This window comes from Pseudomonas sp. Je.1.5.c (assembly GCF_051129895.1).
GTDB classification, from domain to species: Bacteria; Pseudomonadota; Gammaproteobacteria; order Pseudomonadales; family Pseudomonadaceae; genus Aquipseudomonas; species Aquipseudomonas urmiensis.
The window spans coordinates 98,634-114,254 of the sequence record NZ_JBCPSP010000014.1 but is presented as its reverse complement, the minus strand read 5'-3'; the positions used below and the strand labels follow the sequence as shown (position 1 = coordinate 114,254).

The window sequence follows — 15,621 nt, the reverse complement described above, 5'->3', positions numbered from 1 at the left end:
GGCGCTTTGGTGGAAGGGGTGGGGCGATGTCTCCCACGGTCTGTACTGCTGCGAACAGTCAGAATCGGGCATTTAGTCCCACCACCCCTTCAAGTCTAACCATACAAGCGGGCTTGCCCCGCGATGAGCGCAACGCTATAGTCAAACCCATTCACCTCACCCAAGAGCCTGTGCATGTCCGCCATCCCTGTCAGCAACGCCTTTGCCATCGCGCCTGTCGCGGGCATGGTCGTGCGTGGTAGCCAGCAGCCGGTCATGCTCAGTCACTACCCACCACCACCTGTCAGTGGCGTTGCCGGGGGCGTAGTAACCGCGCCTCCTTGCGTGGTCGTGCTGGGCTGATCGGCGTCTTGCCGAACCCTCCCGCACCCGCAAGCTACTGAACACGGTCGGCACCTTCGCTCGCTGAAGCACACGCCCGCCGTTTGGCTTATTTGCCTGCATACAGGTGGCATATGTTCGTCTTCAATAAAGCATCCGTGGCCTCGGCGGCCACTACCAGCCTGTTCGTCCTGCTGTGGAGCAGCGGGGCGATCGTCTCCAAACTCGGCCTGGCGCATGCCAGCCCGTTCGCGTTTCTCTTGTTGCGCTCAGCCTTGGCGCTGTGTGGCTTGTTGCTGATCGGGCCGCTGCTGGGCCTGCGCTGGCCGCGTTCACTGCGGGCCATCCTGCAGGCCCTGGGCACCGGTTGCGTGTTGCTCGGCGCCTACCAGATCTTCTACCTGCTGGCGTTGAGTACCCATGTCACCCCAGGGGTGATGGCCACGGTGATGGGCGTGCAACCGATCCTCACCGTGGTGCTGATGGAGCGTCAGCGCTCCTGGAGCCGCTTGTTCGGCCTGGGCTTGGGCTTGGCCGGGTTGATCATGGTGGTCTACCAGGGCATCAACCTGGGCGGGGTGTCCCTGGTCGGGATGCTGTTCGCCTTGCTGGCGCTGGCGAGCATGACCTTTGGCTCGATCCTGCAAAAGCGCATCACTGACAACCCCATGGGCACCTTGCCGTTGCAGTACCTGGCCGGGGTTGTTTTGTGCGCGTTGTTCGCGCCGTTGCAAACCCTGGAGGTGGATTTCAACACAGGCTTCATCGGTGCGTTGTTGTGGATGAGCCTGGTGGTCTCGCTGCTGGCGACGCTGTTGCTCTACCGGCTGATCGCCCGGGGCAACCTGGTCAATGTCACAAGCCTGTTCTACCTGGTGCCGGCTGTGACTGCGGTGATGGACTTGCTGATCTTCGGTAACCGCCTGGCGCCGCTGAGCTTGCTGGGGATGGGGCTGATCGTGATCGGCTTGCTGTTCGTGTTCAGGAAGCCTGCGACGCGCCTGGCACAGGCCAGTCGAGAAGCGTAAGGGTTGGCCAGGCCATCGGCAGACGATGGCCTGGTATCACAGAAACTCTGCGGGGATGGTGTGGCGCAACACGCCTTCCTCGAACTCCAGGGTACCGGCTTCGCGCTGGGTCAACAGGTAGTAGAGCAGGGTATCGAGCGACAGGCTTGGGGGCACGTGCACGGCGAGCATCTTCACGGCTTGCTCGACTTCGCTGGGGCAGCCGAAATCGCTTAAGGCCGCGCGGACCTGTTCAAACGCGCCTGGCGCCTTGACCACTATCCGAAAGACCGATGCACCGCCATTGCCGTGCAGGGCGGCAAACCAGGTTTGCTCACCCTCGTCGGTGACGCTGATGGTGTCGCCGGGTGCAATGCCGTAGGTATAAAACGGGATGCTGTCGATCAGGTAGCCGGCGTCGACCTGTTTGGCCCACAGGCCCTCGACCGAGGCGGGTGGGTAGCCTTGGGCGTCCTGCTCCAGGCGAAACAGGATTTTCTTGAAATGGGGCTGGGGTTGGACGGTCATGGTTGGGGCTGCAGGGGTGGACTGCTGGACATCGTACGGCGGATTGGCCAGGGTGTCTGTAGCGACGTCATCGCGGGGCAAGCCCGCTCCCATGCAGAACCACCAGGTAGAGTTCTGCATGGGAGCGGGCTTGCCCCGCGATAGCGACTTAGAAGTAGTAGCCGATGTTGATGTTGGTCCGGTAGTACCAGTCATTGCTGCCGACGGAACTGGTACTGGTCCAGCCGGTGCCATTTTCCGCCCCGCCAAATGGGTTGGCGTTGCGCGCCCAGGTCAGGTCGATCCAGGCCATGATCGGCATCGCCAGGAACTGCGCCCCGACCGTGAACATCTGCGAATCATCCCAGCCGCTTTTGTCTTTCATCATCCGGCTGTAGTCGGTGTACAGCTTGATCTTCTTCAGCTGGCCAAGCCTTGGCGTGTACACGTCATAACCCAGGTTGACCGCGGCAATGGTTGCTTTCGAGGCGATCAGGTAGGCCGGCGTCAGGCCGTTGCCGCCCATCAGCACCGCATCGTCGCTGACCCCTGCGGGGTTGCTCGGGTCATACTCATAGCGAATCGCCTGGCCGGTCACGGTCCAGGGGCCATGATTGAACAGGGCGTGCACACCGCCTGCCCAATAGTCGCCATCATCGTCAGTGGTGGCGTTGTACAGCTGGGCGGCGGCCAGCGAGGCGCCGATCTCGGTCTTCCAGCCCTCGCCGGTGAAGGTTCGGGCAACGCGGGCGTTGAGCTGGTTGCGCTTTTCGTTGTCCTGGCGCGACTGGGTGAAGGGCACGGCGTTGTCGTTGAGGTCGGCATAGCGGCCGACCTCCGGCGAGTAGCGCAGGCTGGAGGGCAGCATGCGGGGGAAATAGCCCAGTTGCAGGTCCCAGTCCTGATCCTTGTAGCTGTACTTCAGGCCCGTACCAGCGCTGACCCCGTAACCCATGAAGAACGGGATGTGGTAGCTCCAGCCAAACTGTGGGTAGGGCTCAAGGCCGAACGGCTTGAACGGTGCACCGAGTTGCAGGTTGGACTGGGGGTTGAAGCGATAGCCAATGTAGCCACGGTCGATGGAACGCTTGCCGTCGTCCTGGAACCAGTAGCCGACATCGCTGAACAGCTGCCGGTGGCTGGCCTGGACATCCAGGCGGAAAGTGTCGAACAGGAACCGACCGTTGTTCTCGGTGGTGTCCCAGTGCTCGTCGCGGTAGTTGATACGCAGGGCGCCGCCGATATCCAGGCTGCTTTGGCCGTCATCGCTGCGCCAGGCGATATGCGGGAATGGCTTTTTTACCGCTGGCGGTTGGTCGGGGGCAGCTGGGCCGGGTTCGGAGGCGAAGCTGGCACAACTGCTGACGATCAGACCGAGGCTTATCACATATCTGTTCATACCATGCCCTGCAAGGTTGGGGCGTTTCTGCGGGCAAAACGGGGGCGTCATCCACAGTGGGATGTGTGCGAGGCAACCTGTTTTTACCGGCGGATAACGGGTGGAGTTGGTTTTATTGTTTTAGGGGCGATACGGTGTTTCAAGTGTGAATGCCTAAGGGCTAGAGCAGGTTTTGTGCCAGTGTTTTTAATTAATTAAATTATCAGTTAAAACAATTATTTATATTTGAAACGCGGCAATTTGTATCGCCCTCGAAACAGCACCTGAAAGCAGTTACGTAAATGCCCAGAGATTGCGCATAAGTGCACGATGCGTGGCCTCATCGCGGGGCAAGCCCGCTCCCACGAAACCCGGTGCTGGCTTGCCCCGCGATGAGGCCCGTTCATCGGGCCAAAAAAAACCGGCCACCAAGGGCCGGTCAACTGCGCGTGCGAGCAATGGGGTCAGTTCACAGATCAAGCACCAGGCGGCGACTCTTGCACCCGGAAACACACACCATCATCGAGCCATTGGCCGCTCGCTCGGCCTTGGTCAGCACGCCATCGCGATGATCGATATCACCTTCCAGCACGCGTGTCTCGCAAGACCCGCACACCCCTTCACGGCAGCTGTACTCGATATCGCAACCGGCCTCGAGCAACACATCGAGCAGGTTCAACCCTGGCTCGATATGCAGCGTCTTGCCCGACTTGCTCAGCTCGACGCTGTAGCTGTCCTGGGCATCCTCCGCTGGCGGTAACTCGGCGGCAGTGAACCGCTCGATGTGCGCATGCGCATAGCCCAAGTTCTCACAGGCGCTCTCGAACGCATCGAGCATCGGCGTCGGCCCGCAGCAATAGAAGTGGGTGTCTGCCGGGCGCCCGGCCAGATACCCGGGCAGATCCGGCAAGGCATCTTTTTCATCGTTGAAGTGATAGATCACCTTGGCCCCGAGCTCGGCGATCTGTTCCAGCAACGCTGCCTCGCGACGCGAGCGGGCGCAGTAGATCAGCTCGGCCGAGCGACCCAGCGCCAGCAACTGGCGGAACATGCAGTAGATCGGCGTGATGCCGATGCCGCCGGCCACCAGCACGCTGTGGCTGGCGCGGCTGTCGAGGGCGAAGTTGTTGCGCGGCTGGGAGATCTTCAGCTCTGTGCCCACGCGCAGTTGCTCGTGGACAAAGCGCGAGCCGCCGCGGCTGTTGCGATCGCGCAGGATGCCGACCACATAACGGCCTTGGTCGCTCGGCGAGTTGAGCAGCGAGTAGCTGCGCACCAAGCCGTTGGGCAAATGCAGGTCGATGTGCGAGCCGGCCTCGAACGGCGCGAACACGGTATCGCCCCAGGGACGCAGCTCGACGCTGATGATCCCTTCGGCTTCATGGCGCAGGGTGTGCACCAACGCGCTGATGGTGGAGGAGTTGGACATCGGTCACCTCAGGTTCAATAGCTCAAGGCAGTTGCTTTGCGTCGATCAGGGCCAGTTGTTCTTTGGCCTTGCCTTTGAGGTAGCGGCGCAGGCGCACTACGCCCAGGTCATGCTGGTAGAGGTTCTCGCGCTGGTTGGCGTCGAACTCCATGAACTCCAGCAGCACCCGGTCCTGCTCCAGCACCGCCCAGTGGCGCGCTTCCAGGCGGTTCTTGTAGAGGAAGCGCCAGGTGTCGCGCTGCCAGCCGCTCAGCGGCCGCGCGCGCCAGTGGAATACCGCCGACAGGGCGCGGCTGCTTGGGGTGTAGCTGCCGATGATGGTGAAGTTGCCGCCTGGGCCGCCGGTCTTCGGGTAGGGGATTTCCAGGCGCAGCCAATGGCAGCCGTTGTCGAGGAACTCAGTCCAGTCGAAGTTGACGCCGCGCTGGCCTTCTTTTTCGAAGAAGAAGCCCTGCTCGGTGTCGCGGGTGACGAACTTGGCGGTGGCTTCGCCCTCGCTCATCGAGTGCGACATCTTGTGCAGGTAGGTGCCGTGCATCGGGTCCATGACGTTGTCGAGCACGTAGCGGTAGTCGCCTTTCCACTCGGTGTAGCAAAGGAAGCTGCTCCACTCGGGCGAAATCAGCTGCTCGGGCAGCACCAGCTCGGGAGGCATCTCCAGGTGCGGGTCGGTGGCGTTGAACAAAAAGATTGCGCCTGCCGCTTCGCGGGTATGGAACATCCGCGTCGGTCGGCTGCCTTCGAGCTTGCAGCCAGGGCTGCCGGGCACCTTGGTCACGGTGCCGTCGCAGCGCACTTCGACGCCGTGGTACGGGCACTGCAGGCGATCGCCCAGCACCGGCCCTTGCGACAGCGGCGCGCCGCGGTGCGGGCAGTGGTCTTCCAGGGCATGGACGCTGCCGTCGTTATCGCGCCACAGGGCGATCTTGTAGCCCAGGCGGCGAATCGACACCGGTTTATCGCTCAGCAGATCCGACGGCAGGACCGGGAACCAAAGGTCTTTCAGGCCATTGGCCAGGTGTTGTTCAACAGGGTCGACGGTTACGTGCATATTCATTTTGTTTTACCTCCGGTGGGTCATGCGCCCAGCCGCGCCATCAGGGTTTGGTAGGCCTCTGCAGTCCACTCGCCGCTGGTCAGCGGGCAGGGCGGGCCGGCCAGGTTGAGGTGGGCGAGCAAGTCGCCCAGCTCGCTCACGCCATTGCCGAAGGCGCGTTCGATGGAGTCGCCGAGCAGGTCTTCGAACGGCGTGTTGGGGCGTTTGCGCGCCTGGTGCGGTTGCAGGTAAACCTCGGGTGTGCTCATGGGATCGACCTCAGTTGTTCTTGGGCTTGTCGGTGAGGAATTTGCCTTGTGGCGCCTCGACGTGTTGCTGGCGCCGGGTGTTGCCATCGATGCCGCCGGCAATCGCCCACTCGGCGAACACGGTCGGGCCGGGTTCGAATTCGCGTGGTTGCCATTCGCCGGTCAGTTGGTCTTCATCGGCGTAGTACTCGACCAGGGCGCCGGCTGGGTTCTTGAAGTACCAGAAGAACGCCGACGACACCGGGTGGCGGCCCGGGCCGATTTCAGTGGCCCAGCCGCAGCGCGAGATGTGCATGCCGCCGCCGAACACTTCATGCAGGTCGCGCACGGTGAAGGCGACGTGATTGAGCCCGGCGCGGGGCGCTGGCAACTGCAGCATGAACAGGTCGTGGTGACCGCCTTCCTCGGCGGTGCGCAGGAAGGCGCCGCGGTTGGGGTAGCGGTCCGAGGCCTGGAAGCCGAAGCGCTCGTGGTAGAAGGCCTCGCAGGCGTTGACGTCCTTGACGAAGAACACCACATGGCCCACTTCGATGGGAGTGGCACGTTCGTAGACTGGCGCCGGCTTGTTGATCCGGCCTTTGCTCTGCCAGGTGTTGTGGCCGCTGCATTCGATGTCCAGCGCGCGCTTGCGGGTGACCTGCAGGCGGATCGCCAGGCCGTTGGGGTCGGTGCAGCCAATGCGCCCGTCACCTTCGACAAAGCCTGGGTCGTTGGCAATACGCTGGCTGTACAGCTGCAGATCGGCCTGGCTGGCCACGCCCCAGACCACTTCGCGCACGGTCGAACCGGGCTCGATGGCCGGCGGCAGGCCGGGTTTGTCGATGGCCGCCAGCACCACCCGGCAGCCATTGAGGGTTTCGAAGATCACCTGGTCGGGTTGCTCGCTGACCTTGCTCAGGCCCCAGTCGGCGAAGAACCGCACGCAGCTGTCGAGGTCTTCCACACCATAGGTGACTTCGTCGATGCCCAGTACGCTCATTGCCCTGCCTCCACGCCGGCCCAGGCCAGCGGCTGTTGGTTCATGCCCCAGTAGAGGCTTTTCTGTTCCATGTATTGCAGGATGCCCAGACGGCCTTTTTCACGGCCCAGGCCGCTGTCGCGCCAGCCGCCGAACGGGGTCGAGATGGAGAACTGCTTGTAGGTGTTGATCCACACCGTGCCGGCCTGCAACTTGCGCCCCAGGGCCCAGGCGCGCTTGTAGTCGCGGCTCCAGATGCCAGCGGCGAGGGCATACAGGCTGTCGTTGGCCTGCTCGATCAATTGCTCTTCGCTGTCGAAGGGCAGGGCCACCAGCACCGGGCCGAAGATTTCTTCCTGGCACACCTGCTGGTGATTGCCCAGGCCTTCGAGAATGGTCGGCGGGTAGAAGTAGCCCTGGTCGAACACGCCGCCGCTGGGGCGCTCGCCGCCCAGGCGCAGGCGGCCACCTTCGGCCAGGCCCAGGGCCACGTAGCGCTCCACCGACTCGCGGTGAGCGGCGCTGATCAGCGGGCCCATCTGCGTGCGCTCATCGGCCGGATCACCCAGGCGCAGTTGTGCGGCGGCAGCGCTCAGGCGAGTCATGAAAGGCTCGTACAGGGCGCGGGCGACGAACAGCCGGGAGCCGGCAATGCACGCCTCGCCCGAGGAGCTGAAAATGCCATACAGCACCCCGGCCACGGCGTGGTCGAGGTCGGCGTCGTCAAGGACGATGGTCGGCGACTTGCCGCCCAGTTCCAGCGACACCGGCATCATTTTGTCGGCGGCGATATGGGCGATGTGCTTGCCGGTGCGGGTGCCGCCGGTGAACGACACACGCTTGACCAGCGGGTGGCGGGTGAGGGCATCGCCGAGCAGCGAACCTTTGCCCGGTAGCACGCTGATCAGCCCCTTGGGCAGGCCGGCGTCCTCGCAGATCTGGGCCAGTTGCAGGGCCAGCAGCGGGGTGATCTCCGCCGGTTTGATCACCACCGCATTGCCGCCGGCCAGGGCCGGGGCGACCTTCTGCGCTTCGCTGGCAATGGGCGAGTTCCACGGCGTGATCGCCGCAACCACGCCCATCGGCTCGTAGACGCTCATGCTGAGGAAGTCGCCGCGCGAGGGGGTGATGGTTTCTTCCAGGGTTTCGCACGCTGCGGCGAAGAACTGGAAGGTGCCGGCGGCACTGGCGACCAGGGCGCGGGTTTCGTTGATCGGCTTGCCGTTGTCCTGGCGTTGCAGCTGGGCCAGTTCTTCGGCGCGTTGGCGAATCAGCTCGGCGATGCGGTACAGCACGGCGGCGCGTTCGTGCGGTTTGCGCTGAGCCCAGCCGCTGTGCACGAAGGCCTGGTGCGCACCCTGCACAGCGGCCTCGACATCGTCCAGGCTGGCGGCATTGAGCCAGGCCACCGGCTCGCCGGTGGCCGGATAGCAGCTGGCGTAGCGCTCACCAGCGCCCAGGCGCCAGGTGCCGGCGATGCAGATGGGTAAGGTCTGTTCCAGTGTCATTGGCAGTCCCCTAGATGGAAATGGCATGGGCGTGGTTGCCAAGGGCGCGAACCACGCTGTAGACGGTCAGCGCCGAAGTCTTCGGGTTGGCCGGCAGCGGCTTGCCGCGCAGGCTCATCTCGAAGCGGCCGAAGGCGCCACGGGCTTGAAACTGATGGACGTTGTCCTCGCTCAGCGGGTCGGCGATCAGCGTCACCCGTGTGCGGTCCAGGCCCAGGCCTGCCAGCGACAGGGTGGCGGCGACGTTGGCGTTCTTCGGGTACCGCCGCGCCGCTTCACGGGCGCTGCCTTCGAAGATCACGGTCGGCTCGCTAAGGCTGTCCAGCTCGCACAGCTGCTCGGCCGGAGTGTTCTTCCAGGCCCGCGCAGGCTTGCGCCCTACGTAGTCGACCGAGTCCAGGCCCCCGACCTTGGCGGCCGACAGCGCATCGATGCCGCCGATTGCCCCCGGTAGCAGCTCGATGCGGGTGTTGCCGCGCGCCGCTGCCGCTTCCAGGCGTTCGACCAGGCCGACCTCGGACAGCGCACCGACCGAGACGATCAGGCAGGCGATGCCGCGCTCCAGGGCCGGCAGCACGTGTTCTTCGATGGCCTTGTGGCCGGCGCACTCGACCAGCAGGTCGGGGCGCGCATCGGCCGGCAGCGCGGTGAGCACCTGGGGCGGCTGGCGGAAACGGGCCAGGCGCTGGCGCACCAGTTCTGCCGAACCTGCCGAGGCGATCACCGCGTCGACGCACAGCTGCGGGTCTTGCTCCAGCAGTTCGAGTACGCCGACGCCAATCGCGCCACAGCCGATCATGGTGATATGCAACATGACAGCCTCCTCAGGCGGTGGCCTTCTGCGCCTTGGTTTCGCTGTTGGGCGGGCCTGCGAACTGGGTGGCGAAGCCGCCGACGCTGAGCATGTCGACCTCTAGCAGGAACGGGCCTTGTTCGCCAAGGGCGCCATCGAGCACGCTGCCGAAATCCTTCAGGTCGCTGACCAGGCCATGGCGCAGGCCGAGCGATTCGGCCAGCTTGCTGTAGTCCGGGGTGTGCAGTTCGACGTAGGCGTGGCGGGCGCCATAGATGGCGTCCTGGATGTTGCGGATGACGCCGTAGCGCTGGTCGTTCATCAGCAGGATGACCACGTTGGCCTTTTCCTGGACCAGGGTCGCCAGCTCGCCGAGGTTGAGGATGAAGCCGCCATCGCCAGCCAGGACGAATACCTTGCGCCCCGGCGCGGTTTCCGCTGCCGCTACCGCCGCGCCAATGCCCATCGCCAGGCCTTGGCCGATACCGCCGCCCAGGGCGTGTACGCCAGACAGCGGGTGATACAGGTTGAGCAGGCGGTTGCCCCAGATGCTGTTGGACAGGGTCACATCGCGCACCCAGGTGAAGTTGCGCCCGGTCTGCGCCTGCAACTGCTCGACCATCGCCGAGTACGGGCCAAGGTCGGCGACCAGTTGCTTGCGCGCTTGCTCGCGCACGGCCTTGAGTTCAGCGAGGAAGTTGGGGTCGATGTTCAGTCGCCCTTGCAAGCGGTCGGCCAGGCCATCCAGGGCCAGCGCCGCATCGCCGCAGATGAACAGGTCGCTGGGGTAGCTGCGGCCTTCGATGGCCGGGTTGACGTCGATGCGCAGGGTGGTGCGCGGCAGTTTCAGGGCGTACTTGAAGGTTTCGTTGCTGCGCAGGCGCGAACCGGCCACCACCAGCGCATCGCAGGTCTGCATGAAGCCTTCGACCAGCTTGTTCTGGGAGAACGCGCCCAGGCAGCGCTCATCGTCTTCGTTGACCACGCCACGGCCCTGGGTCGAGGTGATCACGCCGACGCCCATGTCCAGCAGGCGCTTGACCTGCGCGCCGGCATGGCGCGCGCCGCCGCCCAGCCAAAGCAGCGGGCGGGTGGCGCTGGCTAGGCGTTCGGTGACCAGGTCGAGCGCTTCTGCGGCAGGTGCGGCGACCGGGATCGGCAGCGGCGAGAGGTCGCTGGGCATGGGGATGTAGGTCGACTGGATGTCGATCGGGATCTCCACGCTGACCGGGCCGGTCGGCGCGGTCAGGGCCGTCTGCACGGCCAGCTTCAGGGTACTCAGGGCGGTCTCGACACTGCGTACGCGGAATGCCGCCTTGGACACCGCCTTGAGCATGGTCAGTTGATCACGCGCTTCGTGGATGTAGGCCAGCTCCTGGTCCAGGTACGGCGTTTCGATCTGCCCGGTGATGTGCAGCAGCGGGGTGCCGGCGGTCAGCGCTTCGACCATCGCCCCGGCGGCGTTGCCGGCGGCGGTGCCGGTGGAGGTCAGGCACACGCCCAGGCCGCCGCTGCTGCGCGCATAGGCATCGGCCATGTTGGTCGCCCCGGCTTCGCCGCGGGCCATGACGAAGCGGATGTTGCCGCGTACGGCGAAGGCATCGAGGATCGGCATGTTGTGGATCGAGATCACGCCGAAGGCCGCCTTGACCTCGCATTGCTCAAGGAACGCAGTGATGACGGCACCGACGGTGACAGTGTTTTCGTTACGCATGGCGGGACAGGCCTCCGGATACATCGATATGACTGCCAGTGGTGTAGGCCGACAGCGGTGAGGCGAGGAACAGGATCGCCTGCGCCGCTTCTTTCGGCAGGCCCAGGCGGCCCAGGGGAATGTGTTTGCGTTGGGCGAGCTGCTGGGTCCATTGCGACCAGTCCAGTTCGCGCTCCTCGCGGGCTTCGAAGCGGCGGCGCCATTGGCCGGATTCGACCAGGCCGATAAGAATGCCGTTGACCCGGATGTCGTGTTCGGCGAACTCGTACGCCATCGAGCGCACCAGGTTCTTCAGCCCGGCACGCGCCGCGGAAGTGGCGACCATGTGCGGCTCGGGCTGGCTGGCCAGCAGCGAGTTGACGCAGACGACCGAGGCATTCGGCTGGCCCTGCAACTGAGCCATGAAAGCGCGCACCGGGTTGATCACCGAGAAGAATTTAAGCTGCAGTTCCTCGTTCCAGGCCTCGTCGCTGGTGTCGGCAAAGGTCGACACGCGGCCTTGCCCGGCGTTGTTGACCAGCACCTGGGCCGGGCCGAGCGCGGCCAGGCTGGCGGCGGCGAAAGCCCGCACGGATTGGGCGTCGAGTACGTCGCACACCTGGGCCAGCAGTTGCGCCTGGGGGAAGCGCTGGCGCAGGCGCGCTTCGGCGCTGTGCAGGCGGTCTTGATTGCGGCCGCAGAAGGCCACCCGCGCGCCGGCTTCGAGCAGCAGTTCGACGCAGGCGTAGCCGATGCCGGACGAGCCGCCGGTGACGATCGCCGTGCGCTCATGAAGTTGGTAGGGATTCATCTCAGTCCCTCATCAGCACGGTGACGCGGCCGTGGCCTGCGTTGGGGGTGTAGTTGAGCAGCCGCGACAGCTCATCGGCGCTGCCGCGTACCTGGCCGAGCAGGTTGGCGAAATTGACGTGACCGATCTGCACGGTGGGGATGGTCAGGCCGAGCGCGGCGACCACCTGGCCGCTGGCGTCGCGCACCGGCGCGGCGACCGTGGAGATGGTCGATTCGAAGAAGCCTTCGCCGTTGACGTAACCGCGCACACGGTCGGCCTGAACCAGGTCGAACAGCTCCAGCACGGTCTTTGGTGTGCACGGCGAGAACTGTTCCAGATGTTCTTCCGGGTACAGCTCGCGCAGCTCGTTCAGGCTCAGGTCGGCCAGCAGGATGCGCCCCAGTACCGTGGCATGGGCCGGCAGGCGAGTACCGACGGTGACCGCGCTGGAGAACACCGACGGCGGCGAGACCTTGGCCACGTAGACGATCGAGCGGCCATCGCGCACCACCAGGTTGCTTGGGTAGTTGAGGTGATCGCACAGCCGCGCCAGCAGCGGCTGGCCCAATTCGGTCAGCTCCAGCGAGGCCAGGTATTCGAAGCCCAGGCGCAGCACCGACATGCCCAGGCGGTACTCGTTGCCGCTGCGGGTGACGAAGCCCATGGTTTCCAGGGTGGTCAGCAGACGGAAGATGGTCGAGCGCGGCAGCGACAGCCGCCGGGCCAGTTCGGGGGCGGTCAGGGTGCGGTTCTGCCGGCTGAATTCGCACAGCAGGAGCAGGCCGCGTTCCAGGCCAGGGACGATGTACTTGTCCTGGTTTTCCTTTAACGAATCCGTATCGTTCATAGCACGCTACCTGTGAGAGAGGCGTCCAGTGCCCGGGCCAGTAGCCCGATCACGGTGTGTGGTTGTTCGATGGCGCAGGCGTGGCCGGCACCGACAATCAGGCTGAAAGGGGCGCCCAGGCTTTGCGCCAGGGCCTGGCAGTCGTCAGGGCGGGTGATGCCGTCGACGCTGCCGCAGTGCACTTCGCAGGGTGGCGTATCTGCTGTCCGTTCCGGCGCTGTCGCGGGGCAAGCCCGCTCCCACGCAACGCTACGGCGGGCTGCGTGGGAGCGGGTTTGTCCCGCGATAGCGTCAGCACTGCCAGGCGCATAGCGCAGCAGGTGATCGCCACACAGCAGCTCGATGGCCTGGCGATAGCCGTGGGGCAACAGCCGCGCCATGTTCCACTGCACCCAAGCCAGGGCCATTGCGCTGGCGCTGGGCGACAGCAAGTGCGCGCTGCGTTCGCGGGCCAGCTGCGCAATGCCCAGCAGCTCCAGGCTATGCAAGCGCTTGTCGCGCACCACTCGGCCCTGTTCGGCCAGCTCCGGCGCGCCGTAACCGCGTGCGGGGCTGAGCAATACCAGGCGGCTGACCCGTTGCGGATGAGCCTGGGCAAATGCAGCGGCGGTCAGTGCGCCGAGCGAGTGGCCGACCAGCAGGCAGCGCTCGATACCCAGGGCATCCAGCATCTGCAACAGCCGCCCGGCGTAGTCCTGGGCACTGGGCTTGGCCATCGGCAACGGCGCCGACTGGCCGTAGCCGGGTGCATCCCAGGCAATCACCCGCGCCCGCTCGCTCAAACCCAGGGCCACCTGCAGCCAACTGGCGGCGCCCGAGCCGATGCCATGCAGCAGCACCACGGCCTCGCCACTGCCGGCTTCGCGCAGCGCTTGCTGACCGTCGTGCAGACGCAGCAGGCGTTCGCAAAAGCGCTGCTCAAGTTGGCCGAGCAGCGGCGCCAGGAGGTTGTCGGTGACCGTTGTCATCGGCTTACCCGCGCTTGATCGAGGCCAGCGGGTGGGCTGGCGGATAGGTGGGGGTGACCGGCTTCTTGGCGCCGAGCATCACGCACATCAGCGCGTCTTCGTCACCGATGTTGATCTCTTCGCGGTACACCCCTGGCGGCACCGAAATCAGGTCGCGGTCGGTGAGGATGGTCTCGAAGCGCTCGCCGTCTTTCTCGATGATCACCTTGAGCTTGCCGCGCAGGACGAAGAACACCTCTTCCACGTCGGTATGCAGGTGCGGTGGGCCTTCGTGGCCCGCCGGGATGACCATGGTGGAGAAGGTGAAGTGCTCGGACGGGATGGTGTTCATGTCGCTGTTCACACCGGTGCCGCCAGTGCCCACATAGCGCATCTGTGCGCGGCGGAACTTGGGGTCGTAGTCGGCCTGGAACTTCAGCGCGTCCCAGTCGTAGCGGCGGGTCTGGTAGCGGGCGATGCGGGTCTGCATCCAGCTGGCCAGGTCGGCTCCGGCGGGGCGCTCCCAGGTTTTCGGGGTGGCGTGTTGCAGATTAAGGTCGGTCATGAACAGTCTCCTTGCTCAGGGCATGACGAACCCGCCGTTGACCGGCAGGGTTTGTCCAGTGATGAAACGCGACAGGTCGGACAGGGCGAACAGCACCGCGCCACTGACGTCATCGGGCAGTTGCGGGCGCTGGATCGCGCGTTGTTCGGTGTACAGGCGGTGACGGGCCTCGGGCACGTAGGCGGTGGCCTCGACCAGCACCAGGCCGGGGGCGATGGCGTTGACGGTGATGTTGGCGTTGCCCAGCTCGCGAGCCAGGCTGCGGGTCATGGCGATCACCGCGCCCTTGCTGGCGACATAGGCGAGCAGGTTCGGCGCGCCCCACAACGGCGTGTCGGAGGCCAGGTTGATCACCGCGCCCCGGCCACTTTCGCGCAGTGCCGGCAGGGCCGCGCGGGTCATCAGCCAGGTGCCACGCACATTGACCTGCATGACCTGGTCCCAGGTTTCGATGTCCAGCTGTTCACAGCTCTTGCCGCCGGAGTTGGTGATCGAGGCGTTGTTGACCAGGCCATCGAGGCCGCCCAGGCGCTTGACGGTGCGTTCCATGCAGGCGTCGATGGAGTCTGGGCTGGCCAGGTCCAGGGTGACCCCGCTGACATCCAGGCCCCGTTCGCTCAGTTCGCAGGCCGCTTGTTGCACACGCCCGGCGAGCACGTCGGCGATTACCACTCGGGCGCCGGCCTGGGCGATCGCTTGGGCGAAGGCATAGCCCAGGCCACGGGCGCCACCGGTGACCAATACGCGGCGGCCTTCGAGCAAGTTGTTGAAGGAGCTCATCATTGGGTACTCAACATGGCTTTGGGGAGGTAGTGCAGAACGCGTTTCTCGGCCCAGACCACCGCGCCGTAGGCCAGCACGCCGATCAGGGTGAGCATGACGATGGCGACGAACACCCCAGCGGTGTTGCCCTGGCCTTCGGCATCGACCAGCAAGAAGCCCAGGCCCTGGTTGCCGCCGACCAGCTCGCCGACGGTGACGCCGATCACCGCCAGGGTCGAGGCGATGCGCAAGCCGGAGAACAGCGCGGCCATCGCCGAAGGGAACTCGACCAGGCGGAAAATCTGCCAGCGGCTGGCGTTCATGGTGCGCACCAGGTTGATCATGTCCGGGTCGACCGTGCGAATCGCCGAGAGCACGTTGATCATCACCGGGAAGAACACGATCAGGATGGCGATGAGGATCTTCGGGTAGATGGTGTAGCCCAGCCACATCACGAACAGCGGGGCGAAGGCCACCTTGGGCGCGATCTGCAGCGCCAGGATGTATGGCGAGAGCATCGCTTCTGCCGATGGCGACAAGCCCAGCGAGACGCCGATGGCCACCCCCAGCAGGGCGCCCAGGGCGAAGCCGACGATGATCTCGAAGGCGGTGATCAGGGTGTGTTCGAGCAGGTTGCCGGACTGCCACATCAGCAGGCCTTCCTGGGCCACGCGGCTTAGTTGCGGCATGACGAACTCCGGCATGCCGAGCAGCCCCGGGCCCCATTGCCAGAGCACCAGGAACAGCACCAGCAGGGCCACGCTGCCGGCGACGGACGGGTTGAGGTTTCTCATCGGGCGATTACCTT

The 15,621-nt window shown here is 65.0% G+C and carries 17 protein-coding genes; 2 read left to right on the top strand and 15 right to left on the bottom strand.

The genetic code is table 11. The features are described 5' to 3' along the window. The first annotated feature begins 174 nt into the window (after positions 1–174). Complete coding sequence (locus AAZU54_RS13175; protein ID WP_186557466.1) at positions 175–342, top strand: hypothetical protein; 168 nt, start codon at positions 175–177, stop codon at positions 340–342. Positions 343–455: 113 nt separating this feature from the next. Next, complete coding sequence (locus AAZU54_RS13170; protein WP_434727255.1) at positions 456–1,349, top strand: DMT family transporter; 894 nt, start codon at positions 456–458, stop codon at positions 1,347–1,349. Positions 1,350–1,385: 36 nt separating this feature from the next. Here AAZU54_RS13170 and AAZU54_RS13165 read toward each other — a convergent pair whose 3' ends face one another. From AAZU54_RS13165 to AAZU54_RS13095, 15 genes are all read right to left on the bottom strand, one after another. Next, positions 1,386–1,856 carry a DUF4265 domain-containing protein gene (locus AAZU54_RS13165; protein ID WP_186557476.1) on the bottom strand — a complete coding sequence of 157 codons (471 nt, stop codon included), beginning with the start codon at positions 1,854–1,856 and terminating at the stop codon, positions 1,386–1,388. A gap of 148 nt (positions 1,857–2,004) precedes the next feature. After that, positions 2,005–3,234, bottom strand: a complete 1,230-nt coding sequence (locus AAZU54_RS13160; RefSeq protein WP_186557464.1) for a hypothetical protein — start codon at positions 3,232–3,234, stop codon at positions 2,005–2,007. Between the two features lie 448 nt (positions 3,235–3,682). Then, positions 3,683–4,642 (bottom strand): PDR/VanB family oxidoreductase, encoded by a 960-nt coding sequence (locus AAZU54_RS13155; RefSeq protein WP_434727254.1) that lies wholly within the window; start codon positions 4,640–4,642, stop codon positions 3,683–3,685. A 22-nt stretch (positions 4,643–4,664) separates the two neighbouring features. After that, positions 4,665–5,699 carry a Rieske 2Fe-2S domain-containing protein gene (locus tag AAZU54_RS13150; protein ID WP_434727253.1) on the bottom strand — a complete coding sequence of 345 codons (1,035 nt, stop codon included), beginning with the start codon at positions 5,697–5,699 and terminating at the stop codon, positions 4,665–4,667. A gap of 20 nt (positions 5,700–5,719) precedes the next feature. After that, the gene (locus AAZU54_RS13145) at positions 5,720–5,947 is read right to left on the bottom strand and encodes a recombinase-like helix-turn-helix domain-containing protein (protein ID WP_186557461.1); all 228 of its coding nucleotides are present in this window, start codon (positions 5,945–5,947) and stop codon (positions 5,720–5,722) included. A 10-nt stretch (positions 5,948–5,957) separates the two neighbouring features. Beyond that, entirely contained in the window at positions 5,958–6,926 is a 969-nt protein-coding gene (locus AAZU54_RS13140) for a VOC family protein (RefSeq protein WP_186557460.1), read from the bottom strand. Further along, positions 6,923–8,413 carry an aldehyde dehydrogenase gene (locus AAZU54_RS13135; RefSeq protein WP_434727252.1) on the bottom strand — a complete coding sequence of 497 codons (1,491 nt, stop codon included), beginning with the start codon at positions 8,411–8,413 and terminating at the stop codon, positions 6,923–6,925. Before AAZU54_RS13135 ends, AAZU54_RS13140 begins: the two co-directional genes overlap by 4 nt. A gap of 10 nt (positions 8,414–8,423) precedes the next feature. Then, positions 8,424–9,227 carry an aspartate dehydrogenase gene (locus tag AAZU54_RS13130; RefSeq protein WP_434727251.1) on the bottom strand — a complete coding sequence of 268 codons (804 nt, stop codon included), beginning with the start codon at positions 9,225–9,227 and terminating at the stop codon, positions 8,424–8,426. Positions 9,228–9,237: 10 nt separating this feature from the next. Continuing rightward, entirely contained in the window at positions 9,238–10,920 is a 1,683-nt protein-coding gene (locus tag AAZU54_RS13125; RefSeq protein ID WP_434727250.1) for a thiamine pyrophosphate-binding protein, read from the bottom strand. Further along, a complete protein-coding gene (locus tag AAZU54_RS13120) occupies positions 10,913–11,710 on the bottom strand; it encodes an SDR family oxidoreductase (protein WP_405129665.1) in 798 nt (265 codons plus the stop codon). The genes AAZU54_RS13125 and AAZU54_RS13120 overlap by 8 nt, the downstream gene beginning before the upstream one ends. Before the next feature lies 1 nt (position 11,711). Then, on the bottom strand, positions 11,712–12,539 hold the full coding sequence (locus AAZU54_RS13115; protein WP_434727249.1) for an IclR family transcriptional regulator: 828 nt from the start codon (positions 12,537–12,539) through the stop codon (positions 11,712–11,714). Beyond that, positions 12,536–13,507: an alpha/beta fold hydrolase gene (locus AAZU54_RS13110; RefSeq protein ID WP_186557454.1), complete on the bottom strand. Its 972-nt coding sequence runs from the start codon at positions 13,505–13,507 to the stop codon at positions 12,536–12,538. Before AAZU54_RS13110 ends, AAZU54_RS13115 begins: the two co-directional genes overlap by 4 nt. A 4-nt stretch (positions 13,508–13,511) precedes the next feature. Further along, the gene (locus AAZU54_RS13105; RefSeq protein ID WP_186557453.1) at positions 13,512–14,051 is read right to left on the bottom strand and encodes a cupin domain-containing protein; all 540 of its coding nucleotides are present in this window, start codon (positions 14,049–14,051) and stop codon (positions 13,512–13,514) included. A 15-nt stretch (positions 14,052–14,066) separates the two neighbouring features. Beyond that, positions 14,067–14,834 carry an SDR family oxidoreductase gene (locus AAZU54_RS13100; RefSeq protein ID WP_186557452.1) on the bottom strand — a complete coding sequence of 256 codons (768 nt, stop codon included), beginning with the start codon at positions 14,832–14,834 and terminating at the stop codon, positions 14,067–14,069. Beyond that, complete coding sequence (locus tag AAZU54_RS13095; RefSeq protein WP_186557451.1) at positions 14,831–15,607, bottom strand: ABC transporter permease; 777 nt, start codon at positions 15,605–15,607, stop codon at positions 14,831–14,833. Before AAZU54_RS13095 ends, AAZU54_RS13100 begins: the two co-directional genes overlap by 4 nt. Between the last annotated feature and the right edge of the window lie 14 nt (positions 15,608–15,621).

Coding starts and splice junctions, on each gene's coding strand:
- AAZU54_RS13175 (WP_186557466.1), top strand. CDS start 175: ATGTCCGCCATCCCTGTCAGCAACGCCTTTGCCATCGCGCCTGTCGCG.
- AAZU54_RS13170 (WP_434727255.1), top strand. CDS start 456: ATGTTCGTCTTCAATAAAGCATCCGTGGCCTCGGCGGCCACTACCAGC.
- AAZU54_RS13165 (WP_186557476.1), bottom strand. CDS start 1,856: ATGACCGTCCAACCCCAGCCCCATTTCAAGAAAATCCTGTTTCGCCTG.
- AAZU54_RS13160 (WP_186557464.1), bottom strand. CDS start 3,234: ATGAACAGATATGTGATAAGCCTCGGTCTGATCGTCAGCAGTTGTGCC.
- AAZU54_RS13155 (WP_434727254.1), bottom strand. CDS start 4,642: ATGTCCAACTCCTCCACCATCAGCGCGTTGGTGCACACCCTGCGCCAT.
- AAZU54_RS13150 (WP_434727253.1), bottom strand. CDS start 5,699: ATGAATATGCACGTAACCGTCGACCCTGTTGAACAACACCTGGCCAAT.
- AAZU54_RS13145 (WP_186557461.1), bottom strand. CDS start 5,947: ATGAGCACACCCGAGGTTTACCTGCAACCGCACCAGGCGCGCAAACGC.
- AAZU54_RS13140 (WP_186557460.1), bottom strand. CDS start 6,926: ATGAGCGTACTGGGCATCGACGAAGTCACCTATGGTGTGGAAGACCTC.
- AAZU54_RS13135 (WP_434727252.1), bottom strand. CDS start 8,413: ATGACACTGGAACAGACCTTACCCATCTGCATCGCCGGCACCTGGCGC.
- AAZU54_RS13130 (WP_434727251.1), bottom strand. CDS start 9,227: ATGTTGCATATCACCATGATCGGCTGTGGCGCGATTGGCGTCGGCGTA.
- AAZU54_RS13125 (WP_434727250.1), bottom strand. CDS start 10,920: ATGCGTAACGAAAACACTGTCACCGTCGGTGCCGTCATCACTGCGTTC.
- AAZU54_RS13120 (WP_405129665.1), bottom strand. CDS start 11,710: ATGAATCCCTACCAACTTCATGAGCGCACGGCGATCGTCACCGGCGGC.
- AAZU54_RS13115 (WP_434727249.1), bottom strand. CDS start 12,539: ATGAACGATACGGATTCGTTAAAGGAAAACCAGGACAAGTACATCGTC.
- AAZU54_RS13110 (WP_186557454.1), bottom strand. CDS start 13,507: ATGACAACGGTCACCGACAACCTCCTGGCGCCGCTGCTCGGCCAACTT.
- AAZU54_RS13105 (WP_186557453.1), bottom strand. CDS start 14,051: ATGACCGACCTTAATCTGCAACACGCCACCCCGAAAACCTGGGAGCGC.
- AAZU54_RS13100 (WP_186557452.1), bottom strand. CDS start 14,834: ATGATGAGCTCCTTCAACAACTTGCTCGAAGGCCGCCGCGTATTGGTC.
- AAZU54_RS13095 (WP_186557451.1), bottom strand. CDS start 15,607: ATGAGAAACCTCAACCCGTCCGTCGCCGGCAGCGTGGCCCTGCTGGTG.